This is a genomic window from Rhodococcus sp. NPDC055112 (genome assembly GCF_053607505.1).
The window spans coordinates 35,678-54,803 of record NZ_JBSGTR010000008.1; the positions used below are offsets into that span (position 1 = coordinate 35,678).

The following is a 19,126-nucleotide window of genomic DNA, read 5'->3' on the forward strand; positions in this document are numbered from 1 at the left end:
CACCGACGCTTCGCTGCCGCCCGGCGCAGGCGACGTCCATGGCCGAACCAATCGCACTGCCGCACCTACCCGGTCACCTAGTGTGTAGTGCGCGTCACACCCGCGGAGCGATGAGAGGACCCGAGTCGATGAGTTACGCCGAGGCCTACCGTGAGAGCGTCGAGCAACCGGAGAGCTTCTGGCTGGACGCCGCCGCCGCCGTCGACTGGGCTGTCGCCCCCACCCGCGCCCTCGACGACTCCGACGCCCCGATGTACCGCTGGTTTCCCGGTGCCACACTGAACACCTGCTTCAACGCCCTCGACCGGCACGTCGCCGCAGGCCGTGGCGAGCAGGCGGCGCTGATCTACGACTCCGCGATGCTGGGCACCACCCGCACCTACAGCTACGCCGAGATGCTCGACGAGGTATCGCGTTTCGCGGGTGCACTGGTCGCGCAGGGCGTGACGGCGGGCGACCGGGTGATCGTGTACATGCCGATGATCCCGGAGGCCGCGATCGCGATGCTCGCGTGCGCCCGCATCGGCGCGGTCCACTCCGTGGTGTTCGGCGGCTTCGCGGCCGCGGAACTGGCCGCCCGCATCGACGACGCCGAGCCGAAGGCACTGATCACCGCGTCAGGAGGACTCGAACCGGGCCGGACCATCGAGTACCTGCCCATCGTGGAGCGGGCACTCGGATTGACCGCGAACGCGCCCGCCACCGTGATCGTCAAGGACCGCGAGCAGATCCCGGGATCGGCGAGTGACGTCGCGGGCTGGCTGGACTGGGACGCGGCGGTCGCAGCCGCCGAGCCCGCCGGCTGCGTGTCGGTGGCCGCGACCGATCCGCTCTACATCCTGTATACCTCCGGCACCACAGGAAAGCCGAAGGGCGTGGTCCGTGACAACGGCGGCCACGCGGTGGCGCTGGCCTGGTCGATGCGCAACCTGTACGACATCGGCCCGGGTCAGGTGATGTGGACGGCCTCCGACGTCGGCTGGGTCGTCGGACACTCGTACATCGTGTACGGGCCGCTCCTGGTCGGCGCGACGACGGTGCTCTACGAGGGCAAGCCGGTCGGGACCCCCGACGCGGGTGCGTTCTGGCGCGTGATCGGCGACCACGGCGTGCGGGCGCTGTTCACCGCACCGACCGCGATCCGGGCGATCCGCAAGGTCGATCCCGAGGCGAAAGAGCTTGCGAAGTACGACATCTCCTCACTCGAGACGCTGTTCGCCGCCGGTGAGCGGCTGGACCCAGACACCTACGAGTGGGCCACCGAGAAGCTCGGCGTCCCGGTGATCGACCACTGGTGGCAGACCGAGACCGGATGGGCCATCTGCGCGAACCTGCGCGGGCTCGAGCCTATGCCGATCAAGGCGGGCTCCCCCACCGTGCCGGTGCCGGGCTATCTGGTCGAGATCCTGGACGGGGAGGGCGCGCCGGTGCAGGCAGGCACCGAGGGCAACATCGTCATCAAGCTGCCGATGCCGCCCGGCACGCTGGCCGGTCTCTGGCGCGACGAGGACCGGTACGTCAAGTCCTACCTGGCGACGTTCCCCGGCTACTACCTGACCGGCGATTCCGGGTACATCGACTCCGACGGGTACGTATTCGTGCTCGGCCGCAGCGATGACGTCATCAACGTTGCGGGACATCGCCTTTCGACCGGAAGCATGGAGGCCGTCGTCGCCGGGCACGCCGCCGTCGCCGAGTGCGCGGTGATCGGGATCAAGGACGAGCTCAAGGGGCAGCGGCCGAGCGGCTACGTCGTGCTCAAGGCCGGCGCCGACATCGACCCGGAGCAGCTGCGGGTGGAGCTGGTGGCCATGGTGCGCGATCAGATCGGCGCGGTCGCGACGTTCCGCGATGTCACCGTCGTGCAGGCCCTGCCGAAGACCCGCTCCGGGAAGATCCTGCGCAAGACCATGCGACAGATCGCCGACCACGACGAGTACACCGTGCCCTCGACCATCGAGGACCCGGCGGTGCTCGACGACCTGGCCCGGTTGCTGGGCGGGCTGGACGCCTAGGACGGGCGGGGCACGCGGGGGAAGAAGAACCCGGTGCGCCTCTGATACTCGACGTAGCCCGGGCGCCGTGCCATCGACTTCTCGAGAAGCCCGGCCCCGGTGGCGTATACGAGGAAGTAGGTCATCAGGAGCGGGGAGAGGACTGTGACCGGCCCGGGCCAGACGCTCGCGGTCACCAGCCACAGCCCCCACCACACGCACGCGTCGCCGAAGTAGTTCGGATGCCGCGTCCACGCCCACAGCCCGACGTCCATGATCCGGCCACGGTTGGCGGGCTCCGCCTTGAAGCGCGCGAGCTGGCGGTCCCCGACCGCCTCGAACACGAATCCCACGAGCCACACCGCGACGCCGAGGCCGGCAACCGCGAGTCCGGGGCCGCGGGTGGCGCCGAGAACCGCTGACAGTTGCAGCGGCAGCGAGACGAACCACTGCGCGAGTCCCTGGGTGAGGAAGATCTTCCTGATCACCGTCACCGTGCGGTGTCCCGGCGATCGCGCCAACAGGTCCTCGTACCGGGGGTCTTCGCCGCGACCCCTGGACTTGGTGTGCATGTGCCAGGTCAGGCGCAGACCCCACACCGCGGCCAGAATCAGCAGCAGGACACGACGGGACAGGTCGCCCCCGCCGACACTCGCGGCCACCGCCGCGACCAGGACGAAGCCAAGGCCCCACGACACGTCGACCACGTTGTACCGCCCGATCTTGCGGCCTATGGCGAACGTGACGGCCTGCAGCAGGGCCAGCACCACCAGGCTGACCGCACTGATCGCGACGAAACCCGTGATCCCCGTGGCGTTCATCGTGCACCGGTCCCGCGATCGAGCACGATCTGCTGGACGTCGAGATAGCCCGAGCGGAACCCCGCCTCGGAGTATGCGAGATAGAACCGCCACATGCGACGGAAGACCTCGTCGAAGCCGAGCCCGGCGACGTCGGCACTGCGCGCGGCGAACCGCTCGTTCCACAACCGCAGCGTTTCCGCGTAGTGCCGACCCATCGACGACCGCTCCCTCACCCGGAGTGTCGTGTGCCTGGAGGTGACGGCCTCGATGGCCTCGGTCGACGGCAGGCAGCCGCCAGGGAAGATGTATTTGTGCACCCAGGTGTAGGTGTCCCGGGTGGCCAGCATCCGATCGTGCGCCATCGTGATCGCCTGCAACGCCACCTTGCCTTCGGGCGCGAGCAATCGGTCCAACGCGGCGAAGTACGTCTCCCAGAACTGATGTCCCACTGCCTCGATCATCTCCACCGAGACGATCGCGTCGTACTCGCCGTCGACGGCGCGATAGTCGAGCAGGTCGATCTGCACGGAATCGGCATGCCCGGCCTCGGCCACGCGGCGCCGAGCCAGCGACTGCTGCTGCGTCGACAACGTGACCGAGCGAACGGTGGCGCCCCGCTGCGCTGCGCGGATACACAGCTCCCCCCACCCGGTGCCGATCTCGAGCAGCCGGGTGCCCGGCCCGACGCCCGCTGCGTCGAGCAGTCGATCGATCTTGCGGCGCTGCGCATCCGCGAACTGAGCCCAGCCGACCGGTCCCGTGTCGAACAACGCGCTCGAGTAAGTCATCGTCTCGTCCAGGAAGAGCTCGAACAACTCGTTGGACAGGTCATAGTGCCGCGACGCGTTCGACCGTGCGTTCTGCTCGTTGCCGAGGTCGCCAACGGGTGGCGCGGCGACGAACATCCTGCGGAGCCGCTGCAGCGGACGCGGGACCAGAGTCTCCACGTCTGCCGCGAAGGCCGTCAGGACCGCGGCCAGGTCCGAGGCGGTCCAGTCGCCCGCCATGTAGGCCTCCCCGAACCCGATCAGCCCGCTGTCGGCGAGCCTGGCGGCGAACACATTCGGGCGGCGGATGATCATGCGCGGCAGTATGTCTCGACGGTCTCCCGCACCGACAATCGAGCCGTTCGGGTACTCGACGCGGATCTCGAGGCGACCGGCCGCGCGGCGGAACAATCGATCTGCCCCCGCCGCGAGAATCCGCGCGCGAGGCCCCGCCGGGACTTCCGCGAGATTCGGCCAGATCCGGCCGTCGATGTCGGTCCTCACACTCTCCGTGGTCACAGCGCCCTCTCCTTCTCGTGTACGGCCGGCCGAGGCACAAGGGGCACGCCTCGCACCCACAACCTGATGCCCTGCAATCTGATTCGAGTCGCGACCGCAAGCGGGGCCAACGGTGCGGCGAGTTGTGCGCGCACGACGTTCACCGTGGTCGCGGGCAGTCGGTGCCCTCGCATCGTCGCGGCGAACGGGGCACGCCCGTCGCGGTGCAGCACCACACGAATGTCGAGGTGTGCGCCGGGCTCCGGCAGCTGCATCGTGTAGATGCCGTCAACCTCGTTGAACGGCGAGACATAGAACCGCTTGTCGGTCTCGGCGCGCCCGTGCCGGTCGGTGCGGACGAGGTAGCAGTGCCGACCCCCGTAGGTGTTGTGCACCTCGGCGAGCACGCAGCGCAGGTCGCCGTCGCTGTCGTGGCACCAGAACAGGCTCAGCGGGTTGAACACGTATCCCAGCACCCGGGCGTTCATCAGGGCCGTCACCCGGCCACCCCGTAGGTCGATGCCGTGCACGGCCAGCACCGCGTCGACGCGGTCCCGGAGGGTTCGTCCGTCGCCGGACTCGAGATGGTCCTCGGCCCGGAACCCGGCGAACGGCCGGAGCCACCACGGGGGCCGGGGCAGCGCGTCGAGATCGACGAACCAGCTGTAGCTGCGGTAGTCGAAGGAGTTGCGAACGGGCTCAGTTCGGACGTGCCGGATTCGGGTGACATAGAGGGCGGCGGACTCGTTCATGACGCGCCCTGCCGAACCGTGTCGGCCGCGTGCGCATCCCACATGCCACCGATCCGTTCGGCGGCGCGCACACCGGAGAGCGCCCCGTCCTCATGGAATCCCCAACCGTGGTAGGCGCCGGCGAACGCAACCGTGTCCGATCCGAGGTCCACCAAACACTTCTGGGCGGCAACGGATTCCGGGGTGTAGATCGGATGCTCGTAAGTCATCTCCGTGATCACGGACGCCGGATCCACCAGGTGCGATCCGCCCAGCGTCACGAGGAATCGGCGGTCGGTGATCGAGTCGATGCGCATCAGTCGGGTCAGGTCGTAGGTGACGATGACTCCGTGCGGGCCGTCGCCGCCCTCGGGGATCAGGTAGTTCCAGGAGGCTCGTGCCCGCCGCGCCCGCGGCAGCACGGACTGATCAGTGTGCAGCTGAGCATGATTGGTCGAGTACGGCATCGCACCCAACACGGACTTCTCGAGCGCGGAGGCGCGGTCGCCGAGCATCGCCAGCGCCTGCTGCGGATGCACGGCGATGACGGCGGCATCGAAGTAGCGGACGTCGCCGGTCGAGTCGATCACACACACCCCGTCGCGGCGGTCGATCCGAGTCACCGCGGTGCCGGTGAGCACCTCGTCGATCCCGGAAGCGATCTTCCGGACGTAGTTCGACGATCCGCCGGTGACGGTCCGCCAGGGAACCGAACCGGAGACGGACAGCATGCCGTGGTGCTCGAGAAAGGTGAACAGGTACCGCGCGGGATAGCTCGCGGCCAGCGCCGGGTCGCAGGACCAGACCGCCGCCACCAGCGGGGTCATGAAGTGGTCGTGAAAGTACCCACTGAAACGGTGCCGGGTGAGGAAGACACCGAGCGTCTCGTCCGAGTCGGGCCCGTCGGTCGGCTCGTCGAGGACACGGCGGGCGGATCGGTGAAACCTCGTGATCTCCGCGAGCATGCGCCAGTGCCGCGCGCGGCCGACGACACGGACGGTCGGGAACAGACCACGTATGCCCCTCGCACCGGCATATTCGAGGCCGGTGATGTCGGACCGGATCGACATCGACATGTCCGATTCCTGCGTGGCGACGCCGAGCTCGGCGAACAGCCGGAGCAGGGTGGGATAGGTCCGGTCGTTGTGCACGATGAACCCGGTGTCCACCGACACCGACAGCCCCGTGTCGAGCGTCAACTCGTGCGTGTGCGCATGTCCGCCGAGCCGGTCGTCGGATTCGTAGAGGGCGACTCGATCCCGCCGAGACAGGACGTGGGCGGCGGTCAGACCGGCAACGCCGCTGCCGATCACGGCGACGTTCCGGCCCGCGGGGAGGTTCTGCATATGAGTGCTTCGGAACGAGTCAGGGTCCGGATGGGCGGCAACTCGAACCAATCCGCCGTGCCGTCCGCTCCGAAGCACTGTGCGACCGGACCTCCACCCGAGAGGTCGGCATTCGGAGAGGACGTCGCAATGAACTCCAGCAAACGGAAGATCCTGACGGCGGTCGGCGTGAGCGCGGTTGCCGCGCTCGGGCTCGGGGCCTGTTCGTCAGATGATTCGACCTCCTCGTCCGCCGCGGAGTCGGCCGCGATGCCCCAGATGGAGACCTCCGAATCCATGGACGGCGCCGATGCCACGGCCTCGTCGTTGGTCGGCCCTGGCTGCGCCGGGTACGCCGAGCAGGTACCCACAGGGCCGGGCTCGGTCGACGGCATGGCGCAGGATCCCGTCGCGGTGGCCGCCTCCAACAACCCGATGCTCACGACGTTGACCTCGGCGGTGTCCGGACAGTTGAACCCCCAGGTGAACCTGGTCGACACCCTCGACGGCGGACAATTCACCGTGTTCGCGCCAGTCGACTCGGCATTCGCCAAGGTCGACCCGGCCACCATCGACAGCCTCAAGACCGACTCGGCGACGCTCACGAAGGTCCTGACTTACCACGTCGTACCCGGCCGGATCGCCCCGAGCGACATCGAGGGCACCCAGACCACGGTCGAGGGTGGCACGGTAGAGGTCACGGGGTCCGGCGACAACTGGAAGGTCAACGAGGCCGCAGTCATCTGTGGCGGCGTCCAGACGGCGAACGCCACCGTGTACCTGATCGATTCCGTGCTGATGCCGCAATAGGAGATGGGAACGGCCGTGAAGAAACCGATCATCCGCGCAACCGTTGGCCTGATCGCAACCGCGGGCGCCGCGCTTCTCGCGGCGCCCGCCACCGCCGCGCCGTTGGCACCGGTTCCCCGGCTCGACGTACAGCGCTATCTGGGCACCTGGCATCAGCTCGCCGCGGTGCCCCAGCCGTTCAGTCTGAACTGTGCCCGCGACACCCGTGCCGTGTACTCACTGACCGACGCGCAGAACGTACGCGTCGAGAACAACTGCACCACCTGGACCGGCGGCGACAACGGCGTCATCGGCAACGCGCGGGTGAATGACACCGCGACCGGCGCACAACTGCATGTGAGCTTCCCCGGCGTCTCGACCCAGGACTCACTGGACGGTCCGACGAACTACGTCGTGAGCTTCATCGCCGACGACTATTCGTGGGCGCTGGTCGGGGACCCTGCCCGGTTCTCCGGATTCGTGCTGTCGCGGACGGTCTCCGCCTCGGACGAGCGGTGGCGGGAGATCCGCGCCGTCGTCGAATCACGCGGGTACAACTCATGCCTAGTGCTCACCTCGCCGACGACCGGAGGACGCCAGGACATCCGTCCGCTGTGCACGGTGTGAGGGACCTCGGTCGCTCTCAGGATTCGTCGGCAGGCTGCCGGGCCGCGGTGCCCGTGATGTTGTTGACCATGCCCTTGAAGATGATCCCGTGGAACGGGAGGATCGCGTACCAGTACACGCGTCCCGCGATGCCACGGGGAAAGAAGATCGCCCGCTGATCGAGCCGAGAGGCGCCGGGGCCTGCGGGGCGTATCCGCCACTCCAACCACGCGCCTCCCGGCGCACGCATCTCCGCGCGCAGTCTCAGCAGGGTGCCGCGCTCGATCTTCTCCACGCGCCAGAAGTCGAGCGCGTCACCGGTCTGGAGCCGGCGCGCGTCACGACGGCCGCGGGACAGACCGACTCCCCCGACCAGACGGTCGAGCCAGCCGCGAACCGCCCACGCGAGTGGGAACGAGTACCAGCCGTTCTCTCCGCCGATGCTCTCGACCACCTGCCACAGCGTCTGCTGATCCGCCTCGCACACCTTGCTGCGTTCGTCGGTGTAGACCACCTCCCCAGCCCACGACGGATCGGACGGAAGGGGATCCGAGGGTGCCCCCACCGGTGACGCGTTGGCCCATCTGGTCTCCACCTCTCCCCGTTCGATGCGGCCGAGAGCCAGACGCACCGCATCGCGGTACGTGGTCAGCCCCTCCGTGGGCGGAGGGATGATGTCGTCGATGCCGTGCTCGACCACCACGGCGTCATTGTGGAGCGACTCGATCAATGCCCGACCCAGGGCGGCCGGGATCGGCGTCACCAGCCCGATCCACAGGCCGGCCAGCCTCGGTGTCAGCACAGGGAGCACCACGATGCGCCGGGCCGCCAGGCCCGCGACCTGCGCATAGACCTTCATCATGTCGCCGTAGCGCATCACGTCCGGTCCCCCGATGTCGAAGCTGCGGCTGCGCGGCAGTGGGGCATCCGCTGCGGCGATCAGGTAGTAGAGGACGTCGCGGACCGCGATCGGTTGGATCCGGTTGTTCACCCACTTCGGTGTCGTCATCACCGGCAGGCGATTGGTCAGGTGCCGGATCATCTCGAACGACGCGGAGCCGGACCCGATGACCACCCCGGCCTGCAGCACCATCGTCGGAATGCCGGAATCGACGAGGATCTGGCCGACCTGCGTCCGCGAGCGCAGATGCGTCGACAGATCGGACGTGGCGGGGTGCAGCCCGCCGAGGTAGACGATCCGCGACACGCTCGCGGACCGCGCGGCCGCGACCACGTTCTGCGCGCCGCGTCGCTCGGTTTCGATGAACTCGGTGCCGCCGCCCATCGAGTGGACGAGGTAGTAGACGACGTCGATGTCGGTGAACGCGCCCGCCAGCGACTCCGCATCGTCCAGATCGCCGCGCACGATCTCCACGTCGGGCGCCCACGGCACGTCGTGCAGCTTGTCCGGGGACCGCACCAGCACCCTGACGCGGTGGCCCGCCGCGAGCAGCCGCGGCGTCAATCGGCCACCGATGTAGCCGGTCGCTCCCAGCACAAGAACGTGTGCGCCGCTCATGGGGAGTCGACCGTCCTGCCGAGCTGGTGGCGCAGCACCGACTCGACGTCCGGGTGCCGGAACCCGTGCCCCGCGAGCGCGAGCCTCGTCGGGACGACGTGCTGATCGGCCTCGGCCAGCTCGCGGGCTCCCCTCTCGCCCAGCAGCAGGCGCGGGCCGAAGCCGGGAACCGGCAGGACCGCGGGGCGGTGCAGGACCCGCGCGAGGGTGCGGGTGTAGTCGAGATTGCGGACCGGGGCGGGCGCCACCGCGTTCACCGGGCCGCGGAGGGCCTCGTCGAACAGGGCACGGTGATAGACGTCCACCAGGTCGTCGAGCCCGATCCACGACAGCCACTGGCTGCCGTCGCCGATCCGCCCACCCAACCCCGCCGAGAACAGCGGATGGAGCAGCGCGAGGGTGCCGCCCCTGGCGGACTGCACGACCCCGGTGCGCAGCAGGACCACCCGCACCCCGGCCTGGTCTGCGGGGGCGGTGGCCGCCTCCCAGTCGGCAACCACGTCGGCGAGAAACCCGTCGCCGCGGGAACTGTCCTCGGACAGGAGTTCCTCGCCGCGGTCGAATCCGTAGTACCCGACGGCCGAGGCGGACACGAAGGTCCGCGGACCGCCGTCGGTGCGGCCCGCGAGCCCCGCCAGCAGGCGGGTCGGCCCGACGCGGCTGTCCCTGATCGCCCGCATGTGTGCCGCGGTGAATCTCCCGGCGATCGACGCCCCGGCCAGGTGCACCACGGCGTCGACACCCGCCAACAGGTCCTCGGCGGGATCCGAGGGATCCCACCGTCGTTCGTCCTCGGTCCGCGGTGCGCGCCGCACCAGTCGGATCACCCGGTGCCCGCCCGTGCTCAGGAACGCGGTCAGCGCCGACCCGACGAGACCGGAGGCGCCGGTGACCGCCACCACCGCCGGCCGGACTCCCCGCTCGCTCGCCCGGCGGTGTGCGGCCAGGTCCCCGGCGAGCTGGCGATGCCGGTAGGCGAACGTCGACCGCAACAGAAACTCCGGCACCGAGGTCTCGACCCGGTCGATCACCCGGGTCGATACCGCGGTGACCTCGGTGAAATCGTGAATGTGCCTCCAGGACAGGGTGGCCCGGACCGGAAGCGATGCAAGCCCACCGGCGGCGAGCTCGTCGACGAAGCGATGGGGAGGGTCGTACGCGGCGCCGTCGTGGCGAGCCACCCACCGGAGCCCACCGGGCAGCGCGAGCACCGCGCGTCCGGTGGCGAGCGAGTCCGCCTCGGAGACGATCCGCAGCGGCTGCCACGGCGGGGACAGCCGGGCGAAGGCGCCCGGCCTGCCGTACCAGTCGAAGACCTCGACTCGGGGCGTGTCCACCACGCTCGAGTACACGATGCCCATCGCTCGACCCTAACCCCGTTTCAGCTCGCCGTAGCGTGCCAGCGCCTCCCGACGCTCGATGCCGTGATCCACGATCGGGTCCGGGTAGCCGTGGGGACGACCGTCGGCCAACGTGTGTACCCGGGCGCCTGCCACGCCGCGCAGTTCCGGCACCCAACGGCGCACGTAGTCGCCGTCGGGGTCGAACTTCTGCCCCTGGCTGATCGGGTTGAACACCCGAAAGTACGGGGCCGCATCGGTTCCCGATCCGGCGGTCCACTGCCAACCGTGCTGATTCGAGGCCAGGTCACCGTCGATCAGGTGCCGCATGAAGTACCTGGCCCCGCGCCACCACGGCAGGTGCAGGTCCTTCACCAGAAAGGAGGCGACGATCATCCGGACCCGATTGTGCACCCAGCCCTCGGCCAGCAGCTGACGCATGCCCGCATCCACGATCGGATACCCGGTCCGACCTGCACACCAGGCCGACCAAGCCGACTCCGCCTCGGGTCCGCTGTCGTACCGCAGCGTGTCGAAGCGCGGGTCGTAGTTGTGCCGTGCGGTGTCGGGGCGGTGGTGCAGCACGTCGGCATAGAAATCCCGCCAGGCCAGCTGCCGCCGGAACGCCACAGGTCCGGCGCCGTGCCGACCGGCGAGATCCGCGAGCATCGTGCGCGGGTGGATGCATCCGTACTTGAGGTACACCGACATTCGGCTCGTGCGGTCGAGGTCGGGACGGTCCCGGCCCGTGTCGTAGCCCGCCAGGTCCTCGTCCCGGAATTCCGCCCATCGTGCGAGCGCCGCCCGCTCCCCCGCCTGCTCTCGGCTCGCGGGGGCGGTCTGCGGGATCGGCACCCGGATCGACAGCCCAGGATCCAGCCACGAGACCGTGCGCGCGGAGGTGTCCGCGGGCGCACGCCAACCGTGGTCGAGCCAGCGCCCGAAGTACGGGGTGAACACCCGGTAGGGCGCGCCGTCGGCCTTCGTCACCCGGCCCGGCGCCACCGCGTAGGGCGAACCGGTACGGACGAGCTCGACCTCCCTCGCCACCGCGTCGTCGCGGGCGCGCCCATACGGACCGAAGTCGGCGCTGACGTGCACCTCGGAGGCCCCGATGTCCCTCGCCACCTGCGGCACCACGACCCGTGGATCGCCCCGGACCACGCACAGCCTGCCGCCGAGTTCCTCGTCGAGTGCTGCCAGGCTGCCGTAGAGGAAGTCGCGCCGTGCCGCGCCGGACGGCCGCAGCAACGCCTCGTCGAGCACGAACAGCGCGAGCGCCTCACCCCCGGATGCAGCCGCAGCGGTCAGCGTCGGGAGGTCCCCGGTGCGCAGGTCACGCCGAAACCACACGATCACGGGACCCGTTGTCGACGACACGTCTCATCCTCACATCCGCCGGGCGCTGGAGTGGGTCCGACTCTCCGGTGCGCGGGACACCTGATGTTCATCTAGGTTACGAACTTTCGAAGCGCGGGAAAACAAACAACGCTATGGTCGTCGCCGCCCATGTCCACCCCACACCCGAGGTGACCCATGCCTTCCCCCGATCGGAACGTCTCCCGTCGCGCCTTCCTCACCGGGCTGACGGTGCTCAGCGGCGCAGCAGTCTTCCCCGCCGTGGCCGGAGGTACGCCGGTGCTGCGCCAGGCCCCCGACGCGGGAGCGGGCTTGATCCGGAATCCAGAGTTCGGCAACGGGGTCATGGCGGGGGTGCCGCGGACCGACGGCGCGACGCTGTGGACACGGGTGGGCGCAGCGGGCGGCTCGGGCAGTGCCAGTGGCAGCCTGGGCACCGGCAGCCTGAGTACCGGCAGCCTGGGCAGCGCGGGCGGAGCCGGCGGGGAGCTCGCATTGATCGTCTCGAGGCGGGAGGACCTGTCCTCCCCGGTCCTTGCCGAACGGGTTCAGGTGCGTGAAGATGCCGACGGCACAGTGCATTTCGATGCCAATGGCCTTGCCCCGGGCGAGACCTACTACTACCAGTTCCGGGGCAACGGGAGCGAGTCGCCGGTCGGCCGGTTCCGGACGCTGCGGCCAGCCGATTCCAACGAGCCGGTCCGCATCGGCTGGTTCACCTGCCAGGGCTTCGAGGAGGGTTACTACGCGGCTCACCGCCACCTCGCCGAAGAGGACCTCGACTTCGTCGTGTGCCTCGGCGACTACGTGTACGAATTCACCAAACCCGGCGTCCGGGGCGTCGAGACCAACGCGTACCCGCAGACCATCGACGGCATGCGGGAGAAGTACCGCAAGTATCGGACGGACGCCGACCTGCGGTTGATGCACAGCCGGCACGCGTTCCTCCCGATCTGGGACGACCACGAGTTCCGCAACAACTACAGCAAGGACGGCTGGAAGTTCCCGGTGGTCTCGGACATCGACGGCGCGGTCGGGTTCCAGCAGAAGAAACAGTGGGCGTGGCAGTCGTGGTTCGATCACATGCCGGTTCCCCGGTTCGCCAACGACCCGACCCGGACGTACCGCTCGCTGCGCGTGGGCCGGACGGTGGAACTGTTCGCACCCGACGTCCGGCAGTACCGCGACCGGCAGGCCTGCGGCGGCCCCCTGGACCACATCGTGTGCGCGGACGCCGACGCCCCGGTCCGCTCCATGCTCGGCGCACCGCAGAAGCGGTGGCTGCTCGACAGCCTCACCGGATCGGATGCGCGATGGAAGGTGGTCGCCAATGCGAACATGATGATGGGCATGGTGGTGGCGGACGACGGCACCCGCGCCTCCATGGACACCTGGGACGGCTATGGCGCCGAGCGGGCCGAGATCCTGTCCACCGCGGCCCAGTCAGTCGAGAACCTGGTGCTGGTCACCGGTGACGACCACGACGGATACGCCGGCGAACTGTGGGACACCGGCTTCGCGCCCAACACACCGAGCGGGGCCCAGGCCAACGCGCCCGGCAGCCGGCGGGCAGGCGTCGAATTCGTCGTTCCGTCCGTCACGTCCACGAACACCGGGGACGGCGGGTACACCGGCAGCAGTGGCGACGCGGCCGGCAGCGCGCGGGCAGAGGAGGCCAATCGGCGCGACCACAATCCGCACGTCAAGCACGTCGACATGATCAGCCATGGCTACGGGTTGCTCGACGTCAACGCGGGCGAGGCTCGATTCCATTTCCGTGCGGTCGACAAGCTGAACCCGAACTCCGGTGTGGCGACATCGAAGTCGGTTCGCACCCCCGCCGGGCAGGCTGTGATCGAGCCGGCCTGACCCGGGCGAGGTAGGTCAGCACCGTGGGCACGTGGGATCCGTTGCGCCGTTCGTCGAGGACAACTGCGCAGGACATGACCGAGAACTCACACTCCGGTCCCGTTGACCAGTTCCTTCCGGGCACAATGGCGTGGTGACCGAACCCGCCAACGCCACCCTCCTCGTCGTGGACGACGACGAGGACGTGCTCGTCTCCCTGCGACGGGGCCTGCGCCTGTCCGGCTTCACGATCCTGACCGCCTCGGACGGAGCCGAGGCTCTCACCGTGGTCGCCGACCGCTCGCCCGACGCCATCGTCCTCGACATGAACATGCCGGTCCTCGACGGGGCGAGCGTCGTCACGGCATTGCGTGCGATGGGCAACGACATCCCCATCTGCGTGCTCAGCGCCCGCGCCTCGGTCGACGACCGGGTGTCGGGGCTCGAGGCGGGCGCCGACGACTACCTCGTCAAACCCTTCGTGCTCGCCGAACTGGTCGCCCGCATCCGCGCGATGCTGCGCCGCAGGACGACGCCGCCCGCCGCGCCTGCACCGCAGGGCGCGATCACCGTTGGCCCACTGACCGTCGACCTGTTGGGCAGGCGGGCCCACGAGGGCGGCCGCGAAATCGAGCTCACCAAAAGAGAATTCGAGCTGCTGGCCATCCTCGCCCGCAACAGCGGCGTCGTGCTGAGCCGGGAGCGGCTGCTCGAGCTCGTCTGGGGCTACGACTTCGTCGCCGACACCAACGTGGTCGACGTGTTCGTCGGCTACCTGCGCCGCAAGCTCGAATCGAACGGCTCGCCCCGCCTCCTGCACACCGTCCGCGGAGTCGGGTTCGTGCTCCGGGAAATGCCGTGAGGCGCGGGCACTCGTACTCGCTGCGGGTCCGGGTGGCGGCCGCCACCGCCCTCGGCGCCACCATCATCGTCGCGCTGCTCGGCGTCTTCGTCGCCCTCGCGATCTCCCGAAACAACATGAGCCAGCTCGACCGCCGGCTGGAGACCGCGGCGCGGGTGCTGATCGTCAACATCGGCACCGCCTCGATGTTCCTGCCCCGGTTCGGCGACGCGGGTGCGTTCGCCGTCACGATCCGAAACGGCGGCGCACTCGCCGCCAGCACCCCGACCCAACTCCCCGAGCTGCCCGTTGGCGCCGCCACGGTGAACGTCGACCACACCGCGTACCGCGTGAACACCACTGCGGTGGCGGGGACCGACACGACCGTCTCGCTGGCGGTGCCCGCCGCCGAGGCCAAGGACGTGACCGCGGAGCAGCAGCAATGGGTGCTGGTCGCCGGGCTGCTCGCGATCGCCGCCGCGGCCGGGCTCGGCTGGATCTTCGGCGGACGGGCCGTCCGTCCGATCGTGCAGCTCACCCACCAGATCGGCGACGGACCACCGCACGAGGGCCCGCCGCCGACGGCATCCGGGGTCCGCGAGGCCGAGGAACTGGCCGACGCCATCGAGCTCATGCTGCGACGCATCGCCGAGGCCCAGTCCCAGACCACCGCGGCCCTCGACACCGCGCGCGACTTCGCGGCCGTCTCCGCGCACGAGCTGCGCACGCCGCTGACCGCGATGCGCACCGACATCGAGGTGCTGAGCACCCTCGAGCTCGACGAGTCGCAGAGGACCGAGATCCTCGCCGACCTGGCGAGGACCCAGGGCCGCGTCGAGGCCACCCTGTCCGCGCTCGAACGCCTCGCCTCCGGGGAACTGTCGAGCGACGACGACCACGTGCCGACCGATGTCGTCGAACTCTGCGACCTCGCCGCCCAGGACGCGCGGCGGCACCATCCGGACGTACAGGTCCTGGTCGAATCCGAGCCCTCGCTGGTGATCCGCGGCCTGCCTGCGGGCCTGCGGCTGGCACTGGACAACGCCATCGCCAACGCGATCCGCCACGGCGGCGCCACCAGGGTGGTCCTCGCCGCCCGCAGCACGTCCCCCGACACCGTCAGGATCACCGTCGACGACGACGGCGCAGGGGTGCCCGAGGCCGAGCGCGAGGCGGTCTTCGCGCGTTTCTACCGCGGCGCCGGTGCCAGCAAGGGCGGTTCCGGGCTCGGCCTTGCGCTCGTGGCGCAGCAGGCGCAGCTGCACGGCGGCCGCGCATACTTCGAGGTCAGCGACCTCGGTGGGGCCAGGTTGGTGCTGGAGTTCCCGCACCGGCCGTGAGCCGGGGGATGTGGGATCGCCCATGAGCGAGTAACGATGGTTGGCGGCACGACACCGTCGGTGAGTCTCGACCCTGGCGACATCAGGACCATCATCGTCACGACCGGTCCCGCGGCAGGGGGCGTCGGCGTAGGGCAGGTCGCAGGCAGCTACCAGCTACCCGGCGGGATCACCTGCGTCCTGAACGTGCCCGTGGTCCTCGAGCCCTGAGCACGCGAAAGGCCCCGTACCGCAACGCGATACGGGGCCCTCCGAGGCGAAGATCTACTAGATGTCCAGCAGGTCGATGACGAAGACCAGGGTCTTGCCGCCGAGCGGGTGGCCCGAGCCGGCAGGCCCGTAGGCCAGCTCCGGCGGAACGGTCAGCTTGCGGCGACCGCCCACCTTCATGCCGGGGATCCCCTCCTGCCAACCGGGGATCAGCCGGCCGAGCGGGAACTTCACGGACTCGCCACGCTGGAACGAGGAGTCGAACACCTTGTTCGTGTCGAACTCGACACCGTGGTAGTGGACGTCGACGACGCCACCGGGCTGCGCCTCAGCGCCGTCACCGACGGTGATGTCCTCGATGACCAGCTCGCTCGGGGCCGGACCCGTCGCGGGCTCGATGACCGGTGCGGCAGGCGGAACCACGACATCGAGCAGGTCGATGACGAAGACCAGGGTCTTGCCCGAGAGCTGGTGCCCGGCGCCTGCCGGACCGTAGGCCAGCTCCGGCGGGATGGTGAGCTGCCTGCGCCCACCGACCTTCATCCCGGGAATGCCCTCCTGCCAGCCTGCGATGAGGCCGGACAGCGGGAAGTTGATGGACTCGCCGCGGCTCCAGGAGGAATCGAACTCCTCGCCGGACTCGAACTCGACGCCGAGGTAGTGGACCTCGACCTTGGCGCCGGGGGTGGCCTCCGCGCCGTCGCCGACGGTGATGTCCTTGATCACGAGCTCGGTCGGCGGGGGGCCGTCCTGGAACTCGATCACGGGTTCGTCACTCATCCGAGTCACCTGCTTCCCAGATCGATGTAGTTACGCTCGGTGTAACCGGTGTAGATCTGACGCGGGCGGCCGATCTTGGTGGCCGGGTCCTCGTGCATCTCACGCCAGTGCGCGATCCAACCGGGCAGCCGGCCCATCGCGAACAGCACGGTGAACATGCGCGTCGGGAAGCCCATCGCCCGGTAGATCAGGCCGGTGTAGAAGTCGACGTTCGGGTACAGCTTGCGCTCGATGAAGTAGTCATCGGTCAGCGCCGTCTCTTCGAGGGACTTGGCGATGTCGAGCAGTTCGTCGTCGCCGCCGAGCTTGCTCAGGATGGTGTCCGCGGCCTTCTTGACCAGGGCCGCGCGCGGGTCGTAGTTGCGGTAGACGCGGTGACCGAAGCCCATGAGCTTCACGCCGTCTTCCTTGTTCTTGACCTTGCGGACGAACTCCTTGGCGTCGCCGCCGTTCGCCTTGATCTCGTCGAGCATCTCGAGCACGGCCTGGTTGGCGCCGCCGTGCAGCGGGCCCCACAGCGCGTTGATGCCGGCGGAGACGGAGGTGAACAGGTTCGCGTCGGACGAGCCGACCATGCGAACCGTCGAGGTGGAGCAGTTCTGCTCGTGATCCGCGTGCAGGATCAGCAGCATGTCCAGCGCCTTGGCGATCTCCGGATCGACCTCGTAGGGCTCGGCAGGGAAGCCGAACGTCATCCGGAGGAAGTTCTCCACGAGCGAGAGCGAGTTGTCCGGGTACAGGAACGGCTGTCCGACGGACTTCTTGTACGCGTAGGCCGCGATGGTCGGCATCTTCGCGAGCAGGCGCGTGGTGGACAGCTCCACCTGCTCCGGATCGTCGGGGTCCAGCGAGTCCTGGTAGTACGCGGACAGCGCGTTGACCGCGGAGGACAGCACCGGCATCGGGTGCGCGTTGCGCGGGAAGCCGTCGAAGAACCGCTTGAGGTCCTCGTGCAGCAGCGTGTGACGCTGGATGCGGGTGGTGAAGGCGGCCAGCTCGTCGACCGAGGGCAGCTCGCCGTAGATCAGCAGGTAGCTGACCTCGAGGAAGGTCGAGCCCTCCGCGAGCTGCTCGATCGGGTAGCCGCGGTAACGCAGGATTCCCTGTTCGCCGTCGATGTAGGTGATCGCCGACTTGGTGGAGGCGGTGTTGACGAATCCGGGATCCAGGGTGGTGTACCCGGTCGCGGACAGGAGCTTGCCCAGCTCGATGCCGTCATTGCCCTCAGTTGCACGGGCAATCGTCATCGCATGTTCGCCACCGGGGTAGCTGAGCGTCGGTGTGGTGTCATCGGCAGCGGGCACGAAGGATCCCTCTCAAACTCGGATCAGCGAGTAGCACTATCAGTCGGATAGAACCTAGTCTCTGTTACGCCAACTTGCCCAGGGAGGGTCCACGCCGAGTGGGATTTACCACTAGAGCGCGCCGAGACCCCAGGTCCCCGTCCAGGTCTCACCGGGCCGCAGCACCACCTGGTCGATGCCCGAGTTGAACGCGTCCGGTGGGCAGGTCATCGGTTCGATCGCCAGGGCACGGCCGCGGCCTGGATAGCCCTGGCCCCGCTCCGGATCAGCCGTGAACACCTGGATCCAGCCGAACTGGCGGTCTGTCCACAGCACCGCCCCCGAGCCGTCGGGGGCGCGCAACTCGTGCCGGGCGCGGCCGTCCGGATCCGGGACGATCGAACTGAAAGGCGTGTCCAGCCAGACCCCGTCGAGCGAGCGGGGTGCGGTGAAGTCGTAGTCGGTGCCGTACACCGACTCGGAGTTGCCCACCGGCAGCATCCGCTCCTGGTCCAGCGGCAACCGGGTGCCCGCGGTCAGCCGCAGGGTGCACTCGTCGAGCGGGGTGTCGCCGGCCCGGACGAAGGTGTGCACGCCCATCCCGAACGGTGCGGGCATCGCGCCGATGTTCTCGGCCGTGTGCGTGACGGTCAGCCCCGCCGGTCCCAGCTCGTGCGTCGTCGTGAGCTGCAGCGGGTAGGGCCAGCCCTTGTGCAGGCCGAGGCGGATGCTCTGCCGCACCCGGTTCGGGGTGTGCTCCTCGAGCTCCCAGTCGTCGCGGCGCACCAGCCCGTGGATCGCGTTGTTCCTGTCGGGCTCGGTGATGGCCAGCTGATGTTCGACGCCGTCGAAGATGAAGTAACCGTCGCGGATCCGGTTCGGCCACGGAGCGAGGACCAGCCCCGCCGACAGCGGCGGCTTCTCCCCGGCAGGCGAGGTCTCGGTGAGCGGCCTGCCTCCGATCTCGAGCAGCCGGAGACCGGCCCCGCGGGAGACGACCTCGGCGCGATAGTCACCGTGCTCGATCTTGAGGCTGCGCACACCAGGCGAGCGAACGGCGCCGTTGACGGACTCAGACATGACACGACTCGCA

Annotated in this window: 17 protein-coding genes and 1 pseudogene; 7 read left to right on the forward strand and 11 right to left on the reverse strand. The window is 69.1% G+C overall.

Annotated features, from left to right (window positions below):
* Positions 1-128: 128 nt before the first annotated feature.
* On the forward strand, positions 129-2,015 hold the full coding sequence (locus ACWFRB_RS06285; protein WP_452639597.1) for a propionyl-CoA synthetase: 1,887 nt from the start codon (positions 129-131) through the stop codon (positions 2,013-2,015).
* Here the strand turns inward: ACWFRB_RS06285 and ACWFRB_RS06290 are convergent.
* The 4 genes from ACWFRB_RS06290 to ACWFRB_RS06305 are packed head-to-tail and all read right to left on the reverse strand — an operon-like array spanning position 2,012 to position 6,139.
* Positions 2,012-2,815, reverse strand: coding sequence for a DUF1295 domain-containing protein (locus ACWFRB_RS06290; protein ID WP_452639598.1), 804 nt, complete (start codon positions 2,813-2,815; stop codon positions 2,012-2,014). The two genes, ACWFRB_RS06285 and ACWFRB_RS06290, sit on opposite strands and share 4 nt — an antisense overlap.
* The gene (locus tag ACWFRB_RS06295) at positions 2,812-4,083 is read right to left on the reverse strand and encodes a class I SAM-dependent methyltransferase (RefSeq protein WP_452639599.1); all 1,272 of its coding nucleotides are present in this window, start codon (positions 4,081-4,083) and stop codon (positions 2,812-2,814) included. Before ACWFRB_RS06295 ends, ACWFRB_RS06290 begins: the two co-directional genes overlap by 4 nt.
* Positions 4,080-4,814: a DUF1365 domain-containing protein gene (locus ACWFRB_RS06300; RefSeq protein WP_452639601.1), complete on the reverse strand. Its 735-nt coding sequence runs from the start codon at positions 4,812-4,814 to the stop codon at positions 4,080-4,082. Before ACWFRB_RS06300 ends, ACWFRB_RS06295 begins: the two co-directional genes overlap by 4 nt.
* Positions 4,811-6,139 carry an NAD(P)/FAD-dependent oxidoreductase gene (locus tag ACWFRB_RS06305; RefSeq protein WP_452639603.1) on the reverse strand — a complete coding sequence of 443 codons (1,329 nt, stop codon included), beginning with the start codon at positions 6,137-6,139 and terminating at the stop codon, positions 4,811-4,813. The genes ACWFRB_RS06300 and ACWFRB_RS06305 overlap by 4 nt, the downstream gene beginning before the upstream one ends.
* 129 nt (positions 6,140-6,268) lie before the next feature.
* On the opposite strand from ACWFRB_RS06305, the gene ACWFRB_RS06310 reads away from it, so the two are divergent.
* Together ACWFRB_RS06310 and ACWFRB_RS06315 are read left to right on the forward strand one after the other, a co-directional pair.
* A complete protein-coding gene (locus ACWFRB_RS06310; protein ID WP_452639605.1) occupies positions 6,269-6,928 on the forward strand; it encodes a fasciclin domain-containing protein in 660 nt (219 codons plus the stop codon).
* A 15-nt stretch (positions 6,929-6,943) separates the two neighbouring features.
* Positions 6,944-7,534, forward strand: a complete 591-nt coding sequence (locus ACWFRB_RS06315) for a lipocalin family protein (RefSeq protein ID WP_452639606.1) — start codon at positions 6,944-6,946, stop codon at positions 7,532-7,534.
* A 16-nt stretch (positions 7,535-7,550) separates the two neighbouring features.
* Here the strand turns inward: ACWFRB_RS06315 and ACWFRB_RS06320 are convergent, their stop codons facing one another.
* Genes ACWFRB_RS06320 through ACWFRB_RS06330 form a run of 3 tightly spaced genes read right to left on the reverse strand, consistent with a single transcriptional unit; the run spans position 7,551 to position 11,752 of the window.
* Positions 7,551-9,032, reverse strand: coding sequence for an SDR family oxidoreductase (locus ACWFRB_RS06320; RefSeq protein WP_452639607.1), 1,482 nt, complete (start codon positions 9,030-9,032; stop codon positions 7,551-7,553).
* Positions 9,029-10,393, reverse strand: a complete 1,365-nt coding sequence (locus ACWFRB_RS06325; RefSeq protein WP_452639609.1) for a TIGR01777 family oxidoreductase — start codon at positions 10,391-10,393, stop codon at positions 9,029-9,031. The genes ACWFRB_RS06320 and ACWFRB_RS06325 overlap by 4 nt, the downstream gene beginning before the upstream one ends.
* Before the next feature lie 9 nt (positions 10,394-10,402).
* Positions 10,403-11,752, reverse strand: coding sequence for a cryptochrome/photolyase family protein (locus ACWFRB_RS06330; RefSeq protein WP_452639610.1), 1,350 nt, complete (start codon positions 11,750-11,752; stop codon positions 10,403-10,405).
* A gap of 156 nt (positions 11,753-11,908) precedes the next feature.
* On the opposite strand from ACWFRB_RS06330, the gene ACWFRB_RS06335 reads away from it, so the two are divergent.
* From ACWFRB_RS06335 to ACWFRB_RS06350, 4 genes are all read left to right on the forward strand, one after another.
* Complete coding sequence (locus tag ACWFRB_RS06335) at positions 11,909-13,600, forward strand: alkaline phosphatase D family protein (RefSeq protein WP_452639612.1); 1,692 nt, start codon at positions 11,909-11,911, stop codon at positions 13,598-13,600.
* 133 nt (positions 13,601-13,733) lie between these two features.
* Positions 13,734-14,441, forward strand: a complete 708-nt coding sequence (locus ACWFRB_RS06340; RefSeq protein WP_452639613.1) for a response regulator transcription factor — start codon at positions 13,734-13,736, stop codon at positions 14,439-14,441.
* Between the two features lie 32 nt (positions 14,442-14,473).
* Entirely contained in the window at positions 14,474-15,760 is a 1,287-nt protein-coding gene (locus tag ACWFRB_RS06345) for a sensor histidine kinase (protein ID WP_452639753.1), read from the forward strand.
* Between the two features lie 60 nt (positions 15,761-15,820).
* The gene (locus tag ACWFRB_RS06350) at positions 15,821-15,970 is read left to right on the forward strand and encodes a hypothetical protein (RefSeq protein WP_452639615.1); all 150 of its coding nucleotides are present in this window, start codon (positions 15,821-15,823) and stop codon (positions 15,968-15,970) included.
* Positions 15,971-16,027: 57 nt separating this feature from the next.
* On the opposite strand, the gene ACWFRB_RS06355 is transcribed toward ACWFRB_RS06350, so the two are convergent.
* From ACWFRB_RS06355 to ACWFRB_RS06370, 4 genes and pseudogenes are all read right to left on the reverse strand, one after another.
* A complete protein-coding gene (locus ACWFRB_RS06355) occupies positions 16,028-16,369 on the reverse strand; it encodes an FKBP-type peptidyl-prolyl cis-trans isomerase (protein ID WP_452639755.1) in 342 nt (113 codons plus the stop codon).
* Between the two features lie 30 nt (positions 16,370-16,399).
* A pseudogene (locus tag ACWFRB_RS06360) lies at positions 16,400-16,750 on the reverse strand (FKBP-type peptidyl-prolyl cis-trans isomerase); the annotation flags it as partial.
* 5 nt (positions 16,751-16,755) lie between these two features.
* Entirely contained in the window at positions 16,756-18,054 is a 1,299-nt protein-coding gene (locus ACWFRB_RS06365; protein WP_027500946.1) for a citrate synthase, read from the reverse strand.
* A gap of 111 nt (positions 18,055-18,165) precedes the next feature.
* The gene (locus tag ACWFRB_RS06370; RefSeq protein ID WP_452639616.1) at positions 18,166-19,113 is read right to left on the reverse strand and encodes an aldose 1-epimerase family protein; all 948 of its coding nucleotides are present in this window, start codon (positions 19,111-19,113) and stop codon (positions 18,166-18,168) included.
* Between the last annotated feature and the right edge of the window lie 13 nt (positions 19,114-19,126).